The sequence below is a fragment of the Streptomyces sp. NPDC001020 genome (genome assembly GCF_053599115.1).
In genome coordinates this window covers 59,914-77,802 of the sequence record NZ_JBSFLQ010000007.1, presented here as the reverse complement: position 1 = coordinate 77,802, position 17,889 = coordinate 59,914, and the positions used below count along the sequence as shown (strand labels likewise).

At 70.3% G+C, this 17,889-nt stretch carries 15 protein-coding genes and 1 pseudogene; 5 read left to right on the top strand and 11 right to left on the bottom strand.

Annotated elements, in window-relative coordinates; genetic code table 11:
• Positions 1 to 29 precede the first annotated feature (29 nt).
• From ACWDEX_RS08480 to ACWDEX_RS08440, 9 genes are all read right to left on the bottom strand, one after another.
• Positions 30 to 1,361, bottom strand: a complete 1,332-nt coding sequence (locus tag ACWDEX_RS08480) for a ThuA domain-containing protein (RefSeq protein ID WP_450462505.1) — start codon at positions 1,359 to 1,361, stop codon at positions 30 to 32.
• Between the two features lie 13 nt (positions 1,362 to 1,374).
• Complete coding sequence (locus ACWDEX_RS08475) at positions 1,375 to 3,873, bottom strand: PQQ-dependent sugar dehydrogenase (protein ID WP_450462504.1); 2,499 nt, start codon at positions 3,871 to 3,873, stop codon at positions 1,375 to 1,377.
• Positions 3,874 to 3,952: 79 nt separating this feature from the next.
• Entirely contained in the window at positions 3,953 to 4,951 is a 999-nt protein-coding gene (locus ACWDEX_RS08470; RefSeq protein WP_450462503.1) for a sugar phosphate isomerase/epimerase family protein, read from the bottom strand.
• A gap of 14 nt (positions 4,952 to 4,965) precedes the next feature.
• Complete coding sequence (locus ACWDEX_RS08465; protein WP_450462502.1) at positions 4,966 to 6,294, bottom strand: Gfo/Idh/MocA family protein; 1,329 nt, start codon at positions 6,292 to 6,294, stop codon at positions 4,966 to 4,968.
• Between the two features lie 53 nt (positions 6,295 to 6,347).
• On the bottom strand, positions 6,348 to 7,397 hold the full coding sequence (locus tag ACWDEX_RS08460) for a substrate-binding domain-containing protein (protein WP_450462501.1): 1,050 nt from the start codon (positions 7,395 to 7,397) through the stop codon (positions 6,348 to 6,350).
• 17 nt (positions 7,398 to 7,414) lie between these two features.
• Complete coding sequence (locus ACWDEX_RS08455; protein ID WP_450462500.1) at positions 7,415 to 8,434, bottom strand: ABC transporter permease; 1,020 nt, start codon at positions 8,432 to 8,434, stop codon at positions 7,415 to 7,417.
• Complete coding sequence (locus ACWDEX_RS08450; RefSeq protein WP_450462499.1) at positions 8,431 to 9,969, bottom strand: sugar ABC transporter ATP-binding protein; 1,539 nt, start codon at positions 9,967 to 9,969, stop codon at positions 8,431 to 8,433. Before ACWDEX_RS08450 ends, ACWDEX_RS08455 begins: the two co-directional genes overlap by 4 nt.
• A gap of 117 nt (positions 9,970 to 10,086) precedes the next feature.
• On the bottom strand, positions 10,087 to 11,268 hold the full coding sequence (locus tag ACWDEX_RS08445; RefSeq protein ID WP_450462640.1) for an ROK family protein: 1,182 nt from the start codon (positions 11,266 to 11,268) through the stop codon (positions 10,087 to 10,089).
• A 153-nt stretch (positions 11,269 to 11,421) separates the two neighbouring features.
• Positions 11,422 to 12,369, bottom strand: coding sequence for a beta-ketoacyl-ACP synthase III (locus ACWDEX_RS08440; protein ID WP_450462498.1), 948 nt, complete (start codon positions 12,367 to 12,369; stop codon positions 11,422 to 11,424).
• A gap of 130 nt (positions 12,370 to 12,499) precedes the next feature.
• Here ACWDEX_RS08440 and ACWDEX_RS08435 point away from each other — a divergent pair.
• The 3 genes and pseudogenes from ACWDEX_RS08435 to ACWDEX_RS08425 form a co-directional block, all read left to right on the top strand.
• Positions 12,500 to 12,650, top strand: a pseudogene (locus ACWDEX_RS08435) (2Fe-2S iron-sulfur cluster-binding protein); the annotation flags it as partial.
• A gap of 7 nt (positions 12,651 to 12,657) precedes the next feature.
• Positions 12,658 to 13,542, top strand: a complete 885-nt coding sequence (gene fdhD / locus ACWDEX_RS08430) for a formate dehydrogenase accessory sulfurtransferase FdhD (RefSeq protein ID WP_450462497.1) — start codon at positions 12,658 to 12,660, stop codon at positions 13,540 to 13,542.
• Between the two features lie 88 nt (positions 13,543 to 13,630).
• Positions 13,631 to 14,350 (top strand): SDR family oxidoreductase, encoded by a 720-nt coding sequence (locus ACWDEX_RS08425; RefSeq protein ID WP_450462496.1) that lies wholly within the window; start codon positions 13,631 to 13,633, stop codon positions 14,348 to 14,350.
• Between the two features lie 4 nt (positions 14,351 to 14,354).
• Here ACWDEX_RS08425 and ACWDEX_RS08420 read toward each other — a convergent pair whose 3' ends face one another.
• The gene (locus ACWDEX_RS08420; protein WP_450462495.1) at positions 14,355 to 14,807 is read right to left on the bottom strand and encodes a MarR family winged helix-turn-helix transcriptional regulator; all 453 of its coding nucleotides are present in this window, start codon (positions 14,805 to 14,807) and stop codon (positions 14,355 to 14,357) included.
• 93 nt (positions 14,808 to 14,900) lie between these two features.
• On the opposite strand from ACWDEX_RS08420, the gene ACWDEX_RS08415 reads away from it, so the two are divergent.
• On the top strand, positions 14,901 to 15,818 hold the full coding sequence (locus ACWDEX_RS08415) for a quinone oxidoreductase family protein (RefSeq protein ID WP_450462494.1): 918 nt from the start codon (positions 14,901 to 14,903) through the stop codon (positions 15,816 to 15,818).
• A gap of 14 nt (positions 15,819 to 15,832) precedes the next feature.
• Here ACWDEX_RS08415 and ACWDEX_RS08410 read toward each other — a convergent pair whose 3' ends face one another.
• Entirely contained in the window at positions 15,833 to 16,846 is a 1,014-nt protein-coding gene (locus tag ACWDEX_RS08410; RefSeq protein WP_450462493.1) for a bile acid:sodium symporter family protein, read from the bottom strand.
• A gap of 158 nt (positions 16,847 to 17,004) precedes the next feature.
• On the opposite strand from ACWDEX_RS08410, the gene ACWDEX_RS08405 reads away from it, so the two are divergent.
• Complete coding sequence (locus ACWDEX_RS08405; protein ID WP_450462492.1) at positions 17,005 to 17,868, top strand: LysR substrate-binding domain-containing protein; 864 nt, start codon at positions 17,005 to 17,007, stop codon at positions 17,866 to 17,868.
• Positions 17,869 to 17,889: the final 21 nt, after the last annotated feature.

Genomic DNA, 17,889 nt, shown 5'->3' with positions numbered 1-17,889 from the left:
GGAGTCCGGCGTCCCCCGCCCGCCGCCGCTCACTTGCCCTTCATGGGCAGTTCCTTGATCCGGATGTCACGGAAGGACACCTGGTCGTCGGCCGAGTGGTTCTGGATGCCGATGTGTCCGTCGCCCAGACTCCGAGCCGGATCGGTGTTGGTGAAGTCGTTGATCTTCACGCCGTTGAGCCAGACGCGGAGGTGTTCGCCCTCCACGCGGATCTCGTACGTGTTCCACTCCCCCGGCGGGTTCAGCGCGCGGTCGCGCTCGCCCAGGTCGGCGGACTGGAAGCCGTAGACGGCCCCGGTGGTCTTCTCGGGCACGTCGGTGGCGTCGATCTGGATCTCGTAGCCGTTGTCCACCGCCGACCACGGATCGTCCGAGGGCGGGAAACCCACGAACACGCCCGAGTTGTCGTCGCCGGCCATCTTCCAGTCCATCTTCAGGGAGTACGAGCCGAAGCTCTGGTCGGCGTACCAGAGCAGGCCCATGCCGCCCGATGACGTCAGGGTGCCGTCCTCCAGGGTGAAGGAGCCCGGACCTGCCTGCCGCCATCCCTTGAGCGAGGTTCCGTCGAAGAGCGGGCGGTAGCCGTTCTCCGGGCGACAGTCCGCCTGGGCCGTGCCGATCGCCCACCGGATCCCGCCGAGCAGGTGCGCGCGGAAGGCGGGTTCGGCGTAGGACTCCTTGGTGTGGCCGCCTCCGGTGTAGAAGGCGCGGCCGCCCTGATAGTTCTGGCACCAGGCGATCGGGTGATCGCCGTTCATGGTGCCGCCGCTGTACGACGACTCGTCGAGCGAGGCGAGGACATGGGCCCGGTCCCGCGGGTTCGAGCGGTAGTTGTACCACTCGTCCGTACGGTTCCAGGCCCGCGTCAGCCCCGAGGTCGCCGGGTGGGCGCGGTCCTCCACGTCGACCCGTGCCTGTTGGATCGCCGGGTGCGACTGGAAGTACGCGCCGGCGAGGCCCCCGTAGAACGCCCAGTCGTACTCGGTGTCGGCCGCCGCGTGCACGCCGACGTACCCGCCACCGTCCTGGATGTAGCCCTCGAAGGCCCGCTGTTGCGCGGAGTTGAGCACGTCTCCCGTCGTCGACAGGAACACGACCGCGTTGTACCGGCGCAGTTTCCCCGGTGTGAAGACGCCCGCGTCCTCCGTCGTGTCGACGGAGAAGCCGCCCTTCTCACCGAGTTGCTTCACTGCGGCGATACCTTCGGGGATGGAGTCGTGCCGGAAGCCGGCTGTCTTGGAGAAGACCAGCACCCGCTTGTCCGGCACGCCGGACGTGTTCGACAGCGCCGGTTGTGACACGCCGCAAAGAAGCAGGGTGGCGCCGGCGACAGCTGTCGCCAGTCGGCTGGTCGAGCGCATCGCGAGACTCCTCTCAGCCGGTCGTGAAGGTGAAGTCGTCGACCTCGTACAGGGACCCGGAGCCACCGCTCCCCTTGAAGACCAGGTAGAGCCCGGTGGTGCCCTTCGGCGCGTGGGAGAGGTTCGCGCTGACGTCCTGGAAGGTGTCCCAGCCGCCCGTCACCGGCACGGTCGCCTTGCCGAGCAGGGTGCCCTTCGGGGAGCCCGCGCGGACCTCGAGGGTGCCGCCCGCTCCGCCGGAGGCGATGCGCGCCGTGATCTTCGTGGCGTCGCTCAGGGCGTACGGGGTGAAGGAGATCCAGTCCCCGTTGTCGATGTCGCCGACGGTCTTGCCGCCGTGCGCGGTCGTCCTGGCGATGGTCGAGACGCCGGAGGAGTCGCCGAAGTGCTCGGCCTGGCGATGCCGGGGCTGGCTGACGTTCCGGTCGTGCGAGGTGAGCGGTGCCTGGCCGCCGCCCCCGCCGTCCGTGTACTGGGCGTCGAACACCCCGAAGATGTTGGCGTTCTCGTCGTGGCCGCCGTCGGCGCTGGTCTTGATGGTGCCGGAGCAGCCGTTGGCGGAGGTCAGCGGGTGGCCGTGGGTGTCGTGGCCGAGGATGAAGGTGACCTTGACCTTCGAACAGTCGATGGACTTACCGTCCTCGGGGTCGGTGACGTCGACCTTGAACGGGATCGCGTCACCGAAGCTGAACAGCTGTCCGTCCTGCGGAAGTTGCAGGGTGACCTTGGGGGCGGTGTTGCCGACGACGATCTGCACGCTCGCGCTGCCGGTGCGACCGGAGGGGTCCTTGGCCGTCACCGTGGCCGTGTAGGTGCCGTTCTTCTGGTACTTGTGTGCCGGGTTGGCCGCCGTCGAGGTCGCGCCGTCGCCGAAGTCCCAGCTGTAGGTGAGCGCGTCGCCGTCCTGGTCGCTCGAGCCCGCCGAGGAGAACGCCACCTTCATCGGTGCCTGCCCGGACGTGCGGTCGGCGGATGCCTGCGCCACCGGGGAGTGGCCGTCGGTGGCGTTCTCGATGCGGTACAGGCCCGAGTTCTCGTCGCCGCCGAACCAGGCGGTGCCGTAGTCGAGGACGTACAGCGCCCCGTCGGGGCCGAAGGCCATGTCCATCACCTGGGTGCCGGACCAGGGCACGGGGTTGATCGACTGTACGGTCCCGTTGTCGTCGCTGACGATCCGCCTGATCCAGCGTCGGCCGAACTCCCCGGCGAAGAAGTTCCCGTCGTAGGCCTGCGGGAACTTCACCGGCGAGTCGAGCGTGGGGTCGTAGTGGTAGACCGGGCCGCCCATCGGGGATTCGGAGCCGTCGCCGAACTCGGGTACGGACGGGCCGTCGTAGGGGATCCAGGCGGGCTTGGCCGGGGGCAGGTCGGTCAGGCCGGTGTTGTGGGGCGAGGTGTTCTTCGGGGCGTCGCAGTCGAAGGCGGCGCCCGACGTCTTGGTCGCGAAGTCGTAGTCGATGTACGCCTCGTTGTCGCCGACGCACAACGGCCAGCCGTAGTTTCCGGGGCCGGTGACACGGTCGAACTCGACCTGGCCGGAGGGTCCGCGCTTCGGGTCGGCGGCGCCGGCGTCGGGGCCGTAGTCGCCGACGTAGAGGATGCCCGTCTCCTTGTCGACGCTGAAGCGGAACGGGTTGCGGAAGCCCATCGCGTAGATCTCGGGCCGCGTCTTGTCCGTGCCGGGCGGGAAGAGGTTGCCGTCCGGGACGGAGTACGAGCCGTCGGCGTTCACCTTGATGCGCAGGATTTTGCCGCGCAGGTCGTTGGTGTTGCCGGACGAACGCCGGGCGTCGAAGGCGGGGTTGCGGTCGTGGCGTTCGTCGATGGGCGTGTAGCCGTCTGACTGGAAGGGGTTGGAGTCGTCGCCGGTCGACAGGTAGAGGTTGCCGTCCTTGTCGAAGTCGATGTCCCCGCCGACGTGGCAGCAGATCCCGCGGGAGGTCGGAATCTCCAGGATCTGCCTCTCGCTGGCCTTGTCGAGGGTGCCGTCGGCCTTCAGGACGAACCGGGAGAGCCGGTTCACGCCGTCGAAGGGCGCGAAGTCGGCGGCGGTGCCGGTCTCGGGGGCGTCGCCCTCGGGGGTGTTCAGCGGTGGTGCGTAGTAGAGGTAGATGAAGCGGTTGTCGGTGAAGTGGGGGTCCACTCCGACGCCTTGGAGGCCTTCTTCGTCGTGGGAGTAGACGTCGAGCTTGCCGGCCTGCCGTGTGTTGCCCGCCGCGTCGGTGATGCGGAGTACTCCGTCGCGGGAGGTGTGCAGGACCGAGCGGTCCGGGAGGACGGCGAGTGACATGGGTTCGCCGACTTCCGCCTCGCCCTTGGCGAGGGTGACCTGCTGGAAGTCCTCGGTCGCCGCGGCTGCCGGGTCGGCTGCGGATGCCCCGGCCTGGGGCGCGGTGAGGGTGAGGGTGGCGCCTGCGAGCAGGACGCCGCTGAACAGGGCGAGGATCTTGCGCAGACGCGATCTGTGGGTTCCGGTTCTGGCAGTGCTGGTGTCGCGGTCGTTCCCGTGCACGTGTGCCTCCAGAAAGGGGCCGGTTGTACGGGCGGATGCGGTACGCCGGGATGCGCCGTCATCCCGGCCGGGCAGGAAATCAGTTGCCGAACGCGGCGTCGAAGGAGGCCGACGGCGGCTCGAAGTCGTACGCCCTGAGGCGGTCGAGAGCCTCGGGGGCGCCCTGGAGCCGGTCCATTCCGGCGTCCTCCCATTCGACCGAGACGGGGCCCTGGTAGTCGATGGAGCGCAGCATCCGGAAGACGTCCTCCCAGGGGACGTCGCCGTGCCCGGCGGACACGAAGTCCCAGCCGCGGCGCGGGTCACCCCAGGGCAGGTGGGAGCCGAGGCGGCCATTGCGTCCGTCGAGGCGCTTACGGGCTTCCTTGCAGTCGACGTGGTAGATCCGGTCGCGGAAGTCCCACAGGAAGCCGACCGGGTCGAGGTCCTGCCACACGAAGTGCGAGGGGTCGAAGTTCAGCCCGAAGGCGGGACGGTGGTCGACGGCCTCCAGGGCGCGGTGGGTCGTCCAGTAGTCGTAGGCGATCTCGCCGGGGTGGACCTCGTGGGCGAACCGCACTCCCTCGGTGTCGAAGACGTCGAGGACGGGGTTCCAGCGTTCGGCGAAGTCCTGGTAGCCGCGCGCGATCATTGATTCGGGCACGGGCGGGAACATGGCGACCAGGTGCCAGATGGCGGAGCCGGTGAAGCCGATGACGGTGTCCACGCCGAAGGCGGCCGCTGCCCGTGCGGTGTCGGCGATCTCGGCTGCCGCTCGCCGGCGTACGCCCTCCGCCTCGCCGTCGCCCCAGATGCGTGCGGGCAGGATGGCCTGGTGGCGTTCGTCGATGATGGCGTCGCAGACGGCTTGGCCCACCAGGTGGTTGGAGATGGCCCAGCACTTGAGGCCGTACTTGTCGAGGAGTTGGTGGCGAGAGGCGATGTACGCCGGATCCGCGAGCGCCTTGTCGACCTCGAAGTGGTCGCCCCAGCAGGCGAGTTCGAGTCCGTCGTAGCCGAAGTCGCGGGCAAGCCGGCAGACCTCCTCAAGGGGAAGGTCGGCCCACTGGCCGGTGAAGAGCGTGAAGGTGCGCGGCATCTCGCTTGGCCTCCTCAGATCGCTATCGGGGTGTAGACGGAGTTCTTCTCGGCGCTCTGCTCCACCGCGGCGAGCACGCGCTGGACCTGCAGTCCGTCGGCGAAGGAGGGGTCGGGCCTGCGGCCCTCGGCGATGGCGTGGACGAGGTCGCGGGCCTGGTGGACGAAGGTGTGCTCGTACCCGAGGCCGTGGCCGGGCGGCCACCACGCCTCCAGGTAGGGGTGGTCGGGTTCGGTGACGAGGATGCGGCGGAAGCCGGCGTAGGTGTCCGGCCCCGTGCGGTCGTGGTACGACAGCTCGTTGAGACGCTCCAAGTCGAAGGCGAGCGAGCCGAGTTCACCGTTGAGTTCGATGCGCAGGGCGTTCTTGCGTCCGGTGGCGTATCGGGTGGCCTCGAACGAGGCGAGGGCACCGGAGGTGAAGCGGCCGGTGAACAGGGCGGCGTCGTCCACCGTCACCTCGCCGGTGCCGGAGGTCGACATGACGGACAGGCCGCTGGCGGGTCCGCCGGGCAGCGGTCGTTCCCTTACGAAGGTCTCGGTGAGCGCCGAGACCCCGGCCAGTGGCTCTCCCACCAGGTACTGGGCGAGGTCCACGATGTGCGCCCCGAGGTCCCCGAGCGAGCCGGAACCGGCCAGTTCCTTGCGCAGCCGCCAGGTTAGCGGGGTGTCCGGGTCCACCAGCCAGTCCTGAAGGTAGGTCACCCGTACGTGTCGCAGGGTGCCGAGCCGGCCCTCGGCGACCATCCGGCGGGCCAGCGCGGTGGCGGGCACTCGACGGTAGTTGAAGCCGACCATCGCCAACATGCCTCGTTGCTCCGCGTCTTCAGCGGCCGTGGCCATGGTCTCGGCCTCCGTCACGCTGTTGGCGAGGGGCTTCTCGCACAGCACGTGTTTTCCGGCGGCCAGCGCGGCGAGGGCGATCTCGGCATGGCTGTCGCCGGGCGTGCAGATGTCGACGAGGTCGATGTCGTCCCGGGCGATCAGGGCACGCCAGTCGGTCTCGGAGGTCGCCCAGCCGTGCCGGTCCGCCGCCGCGCGCACGGCGGCCTCGTCCCTGCCGCAGATCGCGGCCAGGACCGGGCGCAGGGGCAGGTCGAAGACGCGGCCGACGGTGCGCCAGCTCTGGGAGTGGGCGGCACCCATGAAGGCGTAGCCGACCATGCCGACGCGAAGGGACGGTTTGGCGGCCCCGGTCCCGGCCGGCGCCGCGGCTCCGGCCCCTTCCGGCGTCACGGACCCGGCGCCGTCCGGTGCCGCGGCCCGTGCTCCGTCCGGTTTCCCGGCTTCGACCGGATCCGGCTTCGCAGCCTTCGCACCGTCCGGCTGCTGCGGCTGTCCCATGGGAAAGGTCCTCCTCGTCGTGATGGCGCCGTGGGGGGTGCGGGCGGAACGCGTCACTTGAAGCCGGTGGACATGTACTGGTCGACGTTGTCCTTGTCCACGACGGCCGAGTAGAGCGTGAGCGACCCGGGGATCTCCTGCTCGGCGAGCCCGCCGACGCCCTTTCCCTGGCCGAGGGCGCGAGCGAGGTCGATCGCGGAGGCGGCCATGGTCGGCGGGTAGAGGACGGTCGCCTTCAGAACGCCCTTGTCCTGCTTGATGGCCTGGAACGCGGAGAGCGCACCCGCACCGCCGACCATCAGGAAGTCGCTTCGCCCCGCCTGCTCGATGGCGCGCAGCGCGCCCACACCCTGGTCGTCGTCGTGGTTCCAGAGGGCGTCGAACTTCGACTGGGCTTGAAGGAGTTGGGCCATCTTGGCCTGTCCGGACTCGACCGTGAACTCGGCGGCCTGGCGGGCCACCTTCTTGATGTTCGGGTAGTTCTTCAGCGCGTCGTCGAAGCCCTGGGTGCGCTGTTTGGTCAGCTCCAGGTTGTCGAGACCGGCCAGCTCGATGACGCGGGCATCCGACTTCCCCTTGAGCTTCTCGCCGATGTAGTGACCGGCGTTGAGGCCCATGCCGTAGTTGTCGCCGCCGATCCAGCAGCGATAGGCCTGCGGGGTGTTGAAGACCCGGTCGAGGTTGATGACCGGGATGCCCGCACGCATCGCCTTCAGCCCGACCTGGGTGAGGGCCTTGCCGTCGGCAGGCAGGATCACCAGCACGTCGACCTTCTTGTTGATGAGGGTCTCGATCTGGCCGATCTGTGCGGCGGTGTCGTTCGACCCCTCGGTGATCTCCAATGTGATGTCCGAGTACTTCTTGGCACGGCTCTTGGCGTTGTCGTTGATGGCGTTGAGCCAGCCGTGGTCGGCCTGCGGGCCGGCGAAGCCGATGGTGACGTGCTTGCCGGGTGTGTTCTCGGCGGCCGGCTGGTCGTTCGCCGTGGGCTTGTCGTCCTTGGCGTCGTTGCTTGTGCAGCCCGTCAGGAGGGCACCGGCGGACACGGCGGCGGTCCCGAAGAGCAGTCCTCTACGGCTCGTGAATGACGTCCGTTCTGACATGGCGGTGAACCCTTTCGTCAGGTCGTGCTTGCGGTACGGCGCTGGACCAGCACGGCGGCGACGATGATCGCGCCCTTGGCGATCTCCTGGACGTCGCTCTGCAGGTTGTTCAGGGCGAAGATGTTGGTGATCGTGGTGAAGATCAGGACACCGAGCACGGATCCGGTGATGGTGCCGCGACCCCCGCTGAGCAGCGTCCCGCCGATGATGGCGGCAGCGATGGCGTCCAACTCGTAGAGATTGCCGTTGGTGTTCTGGCCGGAGCCGGACAGGATGATCAGCAGGAAGGCGGCGATACCGCAGCACAGCCCGGACAGCAGGTAGAGGTACAGCCGCTGACGGCGCACGTCGATGCCGGCGAGCCGGGCCGCCTCCGCGTTGCCGCCGACGGCGACCGTGCGGCGCCCGAACGTGGTGCGGTTGAGCACCAGCCAGCCGATGACCGTCACCACCGCGAAGACGATGACCAGCGGTGGGATGCCGAGCACGTAAGCGTCGCGCTCGCCGAGTTTCAGGATCCCGTCGACGGTGACGATCTGCGTCTTGCCGTCCGTGATCTGCAGTGCGAGGCCGCGTGCCGAGGCCAGCATGGCGAGCGTGGCGATGAACGGAACCATTCCGCCGTACGCGACGAGCAGGCCGTTGACCAGTCCACAGCCCACGCCGACGACGACCGACGCGAAGAGGATGCCCGCGAAGCCGTACTCCTGGGTGGCGACCGTGGTGGCCCACACCGAGGCGAGCGCGACGATCGCGCCGACCGACAGGTCGATACCGCCGGAGGTGATGACGAAGGTCATCCCGACGGTGACCACACCGATCACGGAGGCCTGGGTGAGCACGAGTTGAAGGTTGCGGGTATCGAGGAACTGGTCCGGTTTGGTGATTCCGCCGATGACGATCAGAGCGGCGAGCACGCCGAGGAGCGAGAGCGTGCGGACGTCGACGCGGCGAAACATGCCGCGCCAGGCGGGTAGTTGTCCTGTCAATGCCGCCTGGTCGGTGCTGCCCCGGGGCGGGGACACATGCTGCGTCATGACACCTGGCTCCCTTCTCCGGCCACGGGGCCTTCTTCCATCACAAGGTCGAGGACGCGGTGCTCGTCGAGCTCGCGGGCGGGCGCGGCGTGGACGACACGGCCTTCGCGCAAAACCAGTACGCGGTCGGCCAGGCCGAGCACCTCGGGCACTTCGCTGGAGACCAGGAGGACGGCGAGGCCCTCGTCGGCGAGGCGGCGGACCACCGCGTACAGCTCGGCGCGGGCGCCGACGTCGACGCCGCGGGTCGGCTCGTCGAGCAGCAGCACGCGGCAGCCGCGCAGCAGCCAGCGGGCCAGGACGGCCTTCTGCTGGTTGCCGCCGGAGAGCGCGCGGACGGGTACGGAGGGGTTGTCGGGGCGCAGCGACAGTTCGCGGGTCGCCGCGCGCGCCGCGGTGAGTTCGGCGCCCCGGTCGATCCAGCCCGCGTGGGAGAAACGGGACAGGGAGGAGACCGACACGTTGCGGGTGACGGACTCCAGCATGAGCAGGGCCTGCGCCTTGCGTTCCTCGGGGGCGAGTCCGACCCCGGCGCGGACCGCGGCGCGTACGCTTCCGGGGCGCAGTGGGCGCCCGTCGATCAGGACCTGGCCGCCGGTGGGCCTGCGGGCGCCGTAGATCGTCTCCAGGATCTCGGAGCGGCCGGAGCCGACGAGTCCTGCGAGGCCGACGATCTCGCCGGGGCGGACCGCGAGGTCGACGGGCTCGAACTCGCCCTCCCGCGCCAGTTGCCGGACCTCCAGGACGGGCCGGTTCTCGGGAACCTCGGCGGGCCGCTGCGGGAAGACGTATTCGACGTTCCGTCCCGTCATCAGCGTGACCACCTCACGGGTCGGCGTCGTCTTGGCCGGGAGCCCGCCCGCCACCGCCCGCCCGTCCTTGAGGACGGTCACCCGGTCGCCGATACGGCGGATCTCCTCCAGGCGGTGCGAGATGTAGACGACGGCGACGTCGTCGGCGGTGAGGTCCGTGACGATGCGGAACAGGTTGTCGACCTCGTCCGGGTCGAGGGCGGCGGAGGGCTCGTCCATCACGATGAGCCGTACGTCGTGGGAGAGCGCCCGCGCCATGGACACGACCTGCTGCTGGGCGGCCGACAGTTCCCCGACGAGACGGGCCGGGTCGATCTCCGGATGCCCCAGTCGCCTCAGCAGCCGGGCGGTCGACGCGCGCGCCGCCTTGCCCCGGACGATGAAGCCGGCCGTGGTCGGTTCATGGCCGAGGTGGACGTTCTCGGCCACCGACAGGTGCTCCACCAGGTCGAGTTCCTGGTAGATGGTGGCGATGCCGAGGCGCATGGCGGCGATGGGCGAGCGGAGTGTGACGGGTTCGTCCCGCCAGCGGATCGTTCCGGTGTCGGGCTGATGGGCGCCGGCCAGCACCTTGATGAGGGTGGACTTGCCGGCCCCGTTCTGGCCGAGCAGACAGTGCACTTCGCCGGCCTGGACGTCGAGGTCGACGCCGTCGAGGGCCCGGACTCCGGGGAACGACTTGGTGATGCCGGACATGCTGAGCAGCGGTGGTTCTGGTGCCATGTGGGGTCCCCTCGGCGGGCGTACGGGCCGGATCCAGGGCGAAACGACTGCCGGGCAGGCGGTTTCGGTACAGGGCAGAGCAGGGCGCTGTGCTGGTGATCTCTACGGGCGAGCCGGTTACGCGGGTGAGAAGAGGTGGTCGCTGATGAGCCGGGCCGCGCCGATGACACCGGCGATGTGCCCCAACTCCCCCAGAACGATGGGTAGGTTGCCCGTCGCGAGGGGCAGTGACTGGCGGTAGACCTGGGTACGGATCGCGGCGAGCAGGGTGTGGCCGAGGCCGGTCACCCCGCCGCCGATCACCACCAGGCCGGGGTTGAAGAAGCTGACCAGGCCGGCGATGACCTGGCCGGTGCGGGTGCCGCCCTCCCGGATGAGGGCGAGCGAGGTGGCGTCGCCCGCGGCGGCCGCGGCGGCGACGTCGGCGGCACTGAGCGCACCGTTCGCCTCCAGCCTGGCCGCCAGCTCCGCCGAGAGTCCCTGCTGGGCCGCCTCCCACGCGTCGTGGGCGAGGGCCGCCCCACTGAAGTGGGCTTCCAGGCAACCGCGGTTGCCGCAGGCGCACTGGCGTCCGTCGGGCACGGCCTGGATGTGCCCGATGTCGCCCGCACTGCCCGTCGTACCGCGGTGGACCTCACCTCCGACGACGATGCCGCAGCCGATACCCGTGCCGATCTTGACGCAGAGGAAGTCGCCCACGGTTCGGGCGACGCCCGCGTGCTGCTCGCCCATGGCCATCAGGTTCACGTCGTTGTCGACCATGACCGGGCAGCCGAGTTCCTGGCTGAGTGCCTCCCGCACCGGGAAGCCGTCCCAGCCCGGCATGATCGGCGGGGCGACCGGTACGCCCTCGGGGAATCGGACCGGACCCGGGACGCCGATGCCCGCGCCGTCGAAGCCCTCCGCGAGCCCGGAGGCCTTCAACTTCGCGGCCATCGCGAGGACTTGGTCAAAGATCGCGACGGGGCCCTCGCGTACGTCCATGGGCTGGTTGAGGTGCCCGAGCACCTCCAGTTCGGCGTTGGTGACGGCGACGTCGACCGAGGTCGCGCCGATGTCGACGCCGAGGAAGCGCAGGCTGGGGGCGAGCCGGATGTTGTGGGAACGACGGCCACCGCGCGAGGCGGCGAGTCCGTCGGCCACGACCAGTCCCGTCTCGAGCAGCCGGTCGACCTCCACGGCCAGCTTGGACCGCGACAGTTCGACCTGATCTCCGAGTTGTGCACGGGAGTTGGGGCCCCCGTCGCGCAACAGTCGTAGCAGCCGGGCCTGATGGGCGTTCGCGGGACGTGCCGTCATGCGTCTCACGAGCCCCTCCCCGCCTCAATTCGGCCATCGGTGTCGTGCTTTCGAGAGGAACGTAGCAGTGGCCACCGATACTGGGAAGAAGTCGTGCAGAGATTGGCGCCGACTTTCTCCACTCGCAGGACAAAGACGCAGTGGCAATGGCCTCTACGGGCAGCGGACGACCTGCCCGGCGTACGACAGGTTGCCGCCGAAACCGAAGAGCAGCACCCGGTCGCCGGTCGAGATCTCGCCGCGCTCCACGAGCTTGGAGAGCGCGAGCGGAATGCTCGCCGCCGAGGTGTTCCCGGACTCGACGACATCGCGGGCGACGACCGCGTTCACCGCGCCGAGCCTCTCGGCGAGCGGCTCGATGATGCGCAGGTTCGCCTGGTGCAGCACCACCGCGTCCAGGTCCTCGGGGGCGATCCCGGCCCGCTCACAGACCTGGCGCGCGATGGGCGGCAGTTGGGTCGTCGCCCATCGGTACACGCTCTGCCCCTCCTGCGCGAACCGCGACGGCGTTCCCTCGATGCGCACCGCGTGCCCCATCGCGGGCACCGAGCCCCACAGCACGGGCGCGATCCCGGGCTCTTCAGCGGGCGGGCACGCCTCGACGACGACGGCCCCGGCACCGTCTCCGACCAGCACACAGGTCGTGCGGTCGGTCCAGTCGGTGACGTCGGACATCTTCTCGGCGCCGATGACGAGTGCCCGCTTGGACGCGCCCGCGCGCACCGCGTGGTCGGCGGTGGCGAGCGCGTGCGGGAAACCGGCGCAGACGACGTTGACGTCCATCGCGGCGGGCTGCGGAATGCCGAGCCGGGCGGCGACACGGGCGGCCGTGTTCGGCGAGGTGTCGATGGCCGTGCAGGTGGCGACCACGACCAGGTCGATGTCGCCGGGCGCCAGGCCCGCCGCCGCGAGCGCCTTGGCGGCGGCGTGCGCGGCCAGCTCGTCGACGGGTTCGTCGGGCCCGGCGAGGTGGCGCGTGCGGATGCCCACCCGGCTCCTGATCCACTCGTCGCTGCTGTCGACCATGGCCGCCAGATCCTCGTTGGTGAGCACCTTGGCGGGCTGGTAGTGGCCGACGGCGGCGATGCGCGAGCCGTTCATGGGTGTATCCCCTCGTTGCCTTGGGTGTCGAGATCAACCAGTCTGATCAGATACTCACGGGTACGACGGCACGACGATCGACAGGAACCGGGCGTGCGCGTTGTCGGCTTCCCGCACATCCCGGTGGTCGATGTGCGCCTACCGCGGCGTGGGACTCACCGTGCAGGTGCAGGACAATGAGACCGCGAAGGTCACCTCGCCGCGCGCCGACTCGGTGGGCTACGGCAACCTCCGCGGTCAAGGGCCGTTTCGGCCACCAGCAAGCACAGAACCGGGGCTGATCAGGACGTGGGACGAGTCACGGAACGACGCAAGGTGATCCGCATCCGGGACGGTGCAGTCTCCTCCCGCCCGGACACACTGGTCGCCGAGGAACCGCTGGAGATCCGGCTCAACGGCAAGCCGCTCGCGATCACCATGCGCACCCCGGGCGACGACTTCGCACTCGCCGCGGGCTTCCTGGTGAGCGAGGGCGTCCTGGGTGACGCCTCGGAGCTGCGGAACATCGTGTACTGCGCGGGCGCCACAGGTGGGGGCACCTCCCGCTCGAGCGGAGTCGAGAGTGGGGGAGGCACCAACACCTACAACGTGGTGGACGTGAGAACCGCGCCAGGTGTGGCGATCCCGGACATCACACTCGAGCGGAACGTCTACACCACGTCCTCCTGCGGCCTGTGCGGCAAGGCGAGCCTGGACGCGGTCCGCACGACGGCGCGTCGGCCGATCGCCGACACTCCCCCGCTGCGGGTCGAGCCGGAGCTGCTCGCAAGCCTTCCCGATCGGCTGCGTGCGGCCCAGCGGGTGTTCGACCGGACCGGGGGCCTGCACGCGGCGGCCCTGTTCTCCGAGGACGGGGAGCTGCTCGACATCCGGGAGGACGTGGGCCGGCACAACGCGGTCGACAAGCTGGTCGGCCGCGCCCTGCAGAACGGTGACCTGCCGCTGTCCCGCACGATCCTGCTCGTCTCGGGCCGGGCCTCCTTCGAGCTGGCGCAGAAGGCCGTGATGGCGGGCATCCCGATGCTGGCCGCGGTCTCCGCGCCCTCCTCGCTGGCAGTGGACCTGGCCGCCGAGACGGGCCTGACCCTGGTGGGCTTCCTGCGGGGCAGCTCCATGAACGTGTACGCGGGCGAGCATCGCATCACCCTGGGGGCTGGGGCGACCCAGGGCTGACCGGCTTCCCCTCGGCACGGCGGTGGGCCCGTCAGCGGTACGCAGGCGCAGACTGAGTCCCGCCGAACCGGCATGAAAGGGGCAAGTTGTGGGCTTGCGAGGAGAGCGGACCGTCGTCATCGGCGGCACTTCGGGCATCGGACTCGGGGTCGCGGAGGCCGCCGCGCGGGAGGGCGCCGAGGTGGTCGTCGCCTCCCGGCGACAGAAAAGTGTGGACGCGGCGCTCAAGCGACTGCCGCAGGACGCCGAGGGGCACGTTCTGGACGCCGCCGACGAGGCCGCGGTGCGCGGCTTCTTCGAGCGGCTCGGCGACTTCGACCATCTGGTCTACACGGCTGGCGAGTCACTGCTGCTGGAGAGCCTCGCGGAGTCGGACCTGACGCGTGCCAGGCGGTTCCTGGACACCCGGCTGTGGGGTGCGTACGCGGCCGTCAAGTACGGTGCGCCCCGGATCCGGAAGGGCGGATCCGTCGTACTGACGACGGGGATCGCGGGCCATCGACCGATGCCGGGCACGAGTGTCGCCGCGAGCCTGTGCGGGGCGATGGAGTCGCTCACCCGGGCGCTGGCCCTGGAGCTCGCGCCGCTGCGGGTCAACGTGGTCTCGCCCGGCGTGGTCCGCACCGAACTGTGGCGGGACCTGCCCGAGACGGACCGCAACAGGCTGTACGAGTCCACCGCCGCTTCGCTTCCCCTGGGCCGGGTTGGCACGCCGGACGACGTCGCGGAGGCGTACCTGTATCTGCTGCGCGGCGGCTTCAGCACTGGCTCGGTGGTGGTCGTGGACGGCGGCGGCCTGCTGGCCTGACCGGTCAGCCACAGGCGGTGCGCGGGGCGGTGCCCGAGACGCGGGTCAGCAGCTCCATGAACTGCTCCCGTTCGGCCGCCGAGAGCGGCGCGAGCAGCGCATCGTTCGCCTCGCGGGCCGCCTTCTCACAGCGCTCCAACAGCCGGCCGCCCTCCTCGGTCAGGGACACCGCGTTCTTGCGGCGGTCCTTCGGATCCGGCGCGCGGACGGCGAGACCGGCCGCCTGCAGGTCATTGAGGACGCCGACCAGGTCCTTGGGGTCGAGCGCGACGCCGCGGCCGAGGTCGGCCTGGGCGACGGGGCCGAGGTCGCGGACGGCGGAGAGCACCACGTGGTGCCACATCTTCATGCCCTCGGCGGCGAGGGCGTCGGCCACCAGGGCCCGGCCGCGCGCGGCGGCGCGACCGAGGAGCCAGCTCGGCAGGGAGCGAATCGCGGGGAGGGGGGCTTCGACCATGACCGAAGCCTACCCAAAAGTCATTGGACTTCCCAACGAAAATCGGGATACCGTTGGGTTCCCCAACGACCTTCCCTAACGCCTGGAGGTGCGATGCGTCGCGTCCGGTACGAGTCCATCGGCGGCCCGCTGTTCCTGGAGGAGGCTCCCGTCCCGCAGGCCGGCCCCGGCGAACTGCTCGTGCGCTGCGAGGCCGTCGGAGTCACCCTGCCCGTCGTACGCAAGGTCACCGAGGCCGCCGAGCCGATCCCGCTCGGTGGGGAGATCGCCGGGGAGGTGGCGGCGGTCGGCGCCGACGTCACCCGCTTCCGGGTCGGCGACCGGGTGACGGGCCTGTGCTTCGGGCACGGCTACGCCGACTTCGCCGTCCTGCATGAGGCCATGGCCTCCCCGGTGCCTGACACCGCGAGCGCCGTCGACGCGGTCGCGCTGGTGCGCAGCGGGCTGGTAGCCCTCGGTGCGCTGGCGGCTGCGCGCCCCGAGCGGGGTGAATCGGCGCTGGTCACGGCGGCGGCGAGCGGCGTCGGCCACCTCGCGCTGCAACTGGCCCGGATACGCGGGGCCTCACACGTCGTGGGCGCGGTGTCCGACGCCGGCAAGGCGGACTTCGTGCGCTCGCTCGGCGCCGACGAGGTTGTCACCTACGACACCCCGCGATGGGGCGACCCCGTCGACTACGTCCTCGACGCGGTGGGCGGCGACCTGCTCACCCCGGCGATCGCCGCGCTCGCGCCTGGCGGCCGGCTCGTCGCGTACAGTTCGGGCGGCGGGACCGTCCAGGCGTACGACCTGCTGGTGGGCGCCAAGTCCGTGATCGGCTTCCAGATGGCGCTCATCGCCCGCGGGAGGCCGCAGCTCTGCGAGCGATGGCGGCAGGAGCTGTGGCGGCTGTTCACCGAGGGCGCGATCAGGCCCGTCGTGCACGAGACGTTCGCGCTGCCGGACGCGGCGAAGGCGCACGAGGCGATCGAGTCGCGGCGCAACCTGGGGAAGGTGGTGTTGTGCCCCTGATCTCCGCATGCCCCTCAGTCGGAACGCGCCTCCGTACCGGCCTCGGCAGGTGAGGCCGCGGCCGGCTCCGACCCCGCCGCCAACGCCTCCACGTCGTGGGAGCGGCGCTTGGCGATCACCGCGCAGACCATGAGCTGCATCTGGTGGAACAGCATCAGGGGGAGCACGGCGAGCGCGGCGTGCGTGCCGAACAGGACGCTCGCCATGGGCAGTCCGGAGGCGAGGGACTTCTTCGACCCGGCGAACTGGATCGCGATCCGGTCACCTCGGTCGAAGCCCAGGACCCGGCCGCCGTACCAGGTCAGCGCGAGCATCGCGGCGAGCAGCGCCGCTTCGACGGCGAGCAGGCCGCCGAGCCGCGGCGGGCTCACCTGGTGCCAGATGCCCTGCACCATGCCCTCGCTGAACGCGGTGTAGACGACCATCAGGATCGAGCCGCGGTCGACGAGCCCGAGCACCTTCCTGTGCCGCGTGACGAACCCGCCGATCCACCGGCGCAGCGCCTGCCCCGCCAGGAACGGCACCAGCAGTTGCAGCACGATCTTGACGAGTGAGTCCGCGGAGAACCCCCCGCCGCTGTTGCCCAGCAGCACCGCCGCGAGCAGCGGGGTGATGACGATGCCGGCGAGGGAGGAGAAGGAGCCCGCGCAGATCGCGGCGGGCACGTTGCCGCGGGCGATCGAGGTGAAGGCGATCGACGACTGGATGGTCGACGGGACGAGAGTGAGGAAGAGGAGGCCGGTGTAGAGGTCGTGTGTCAGGAGCACCGGCACCAGCCCGCGGGTCGCGATGCCCAGCAGGGGGAAGACCACGAACGTGCAGGCCAGCACGGTGGCATGGAGTCGCCAGTGCCTGAGCCCGGCCAGCGCCTCATGGGTGGAGAGCCGGGCCCCGTACAGGAAGAAGAGGAAGGCGATCGCGGCTGTGGAGGCGCCGGACGCGACGTGTGCGGCCGTGCCTCGCGCCGGGACGAGGGCGGCGAGCCCCACGGTCCCCAGCAGCAGGAGGATGTACGGGTCGACGGGCATCCAACGCGGCCATCGCAGGCGATTCACTGTGCTCCACTACTTCGCTGTACGTCCGGTACCGGACACGGTCGTGCCCTCCACATCGTCCCCTGCCGCGAGCGATCGGGAATCCGCCATACCGCTCTGACTGTCATCATGATTCGCGATAGCCTGTGGGTGTGTACGACCCCTCCCACCTGCGTACGTTCCTGGCGGTTGCCCAGACGCTCAGCTTCACGCAGGCCGCCAGGCGGCTCGGACTGCGCCAGTCGACCGTCAGCCAGCACGTGCGCCGTCTGGAGGACGCGACCGGACGCCAGCTCTTCCTCCGGGACACCCACTCCGTCGAACTGACGGAGGACGGCGAGGCGATGCTCGGCTTCGCCCGCCGGATCCTTCAGGTGCACGAGCAGGCGACGGCGTTCTTCACCGGGACGAGGCTGCGGGGCAGGCTGCGGTTCGGAGCTTCGGAGGACTTCGTACTGACCCGGCTGCCGGAGATCCTGGAGGGCTTCCGTCACGACCACCCCGAGGTGGACCTGGAGCTGACCGTCGAGCTGTCGGGCACACTGCACGAACAGCTCAGCGCGGGCAGGCTGGACCTGGTGCTGGCCAAGCGGCGCCCCCAGGACTCGCGCGGCGAGCTGGTCCGGCACGACAGGCTGGTGTGGATCGGCTCGGAGCGGTTGCGGCTCGACCCCGACCGCCCGGTTCCCCTGATCGTCTATCCACCGCCGGGCATCACACGCGCCCGCGCCCTTCAGGCTCTGGAGGAACAGGGCCGCGCCTGGCGCATCGTGTGCACCAGCGGCAGCCTCAACGGCCTGATCGCGGCCGCCCGAGCCGGCCTCGGCGTGATGCCCCACTCCCGGGGTCTGATCCCGCCCGGCCTGGCCCGGGTTCCCGAGCGGGCGGGCCTTCCCGACCTGGGCGAGGTCGACTTCGTCCTGGTGCACGGCCACCGCACGGCTCCGGCGCAGGGCGCGGCCAGGGCCCTGGCGGCGGCGATCCTGGCGGGTGGAGACCGGCTGCACCGGCGTTGAGAGCTCTCCCGTGATTCCTGG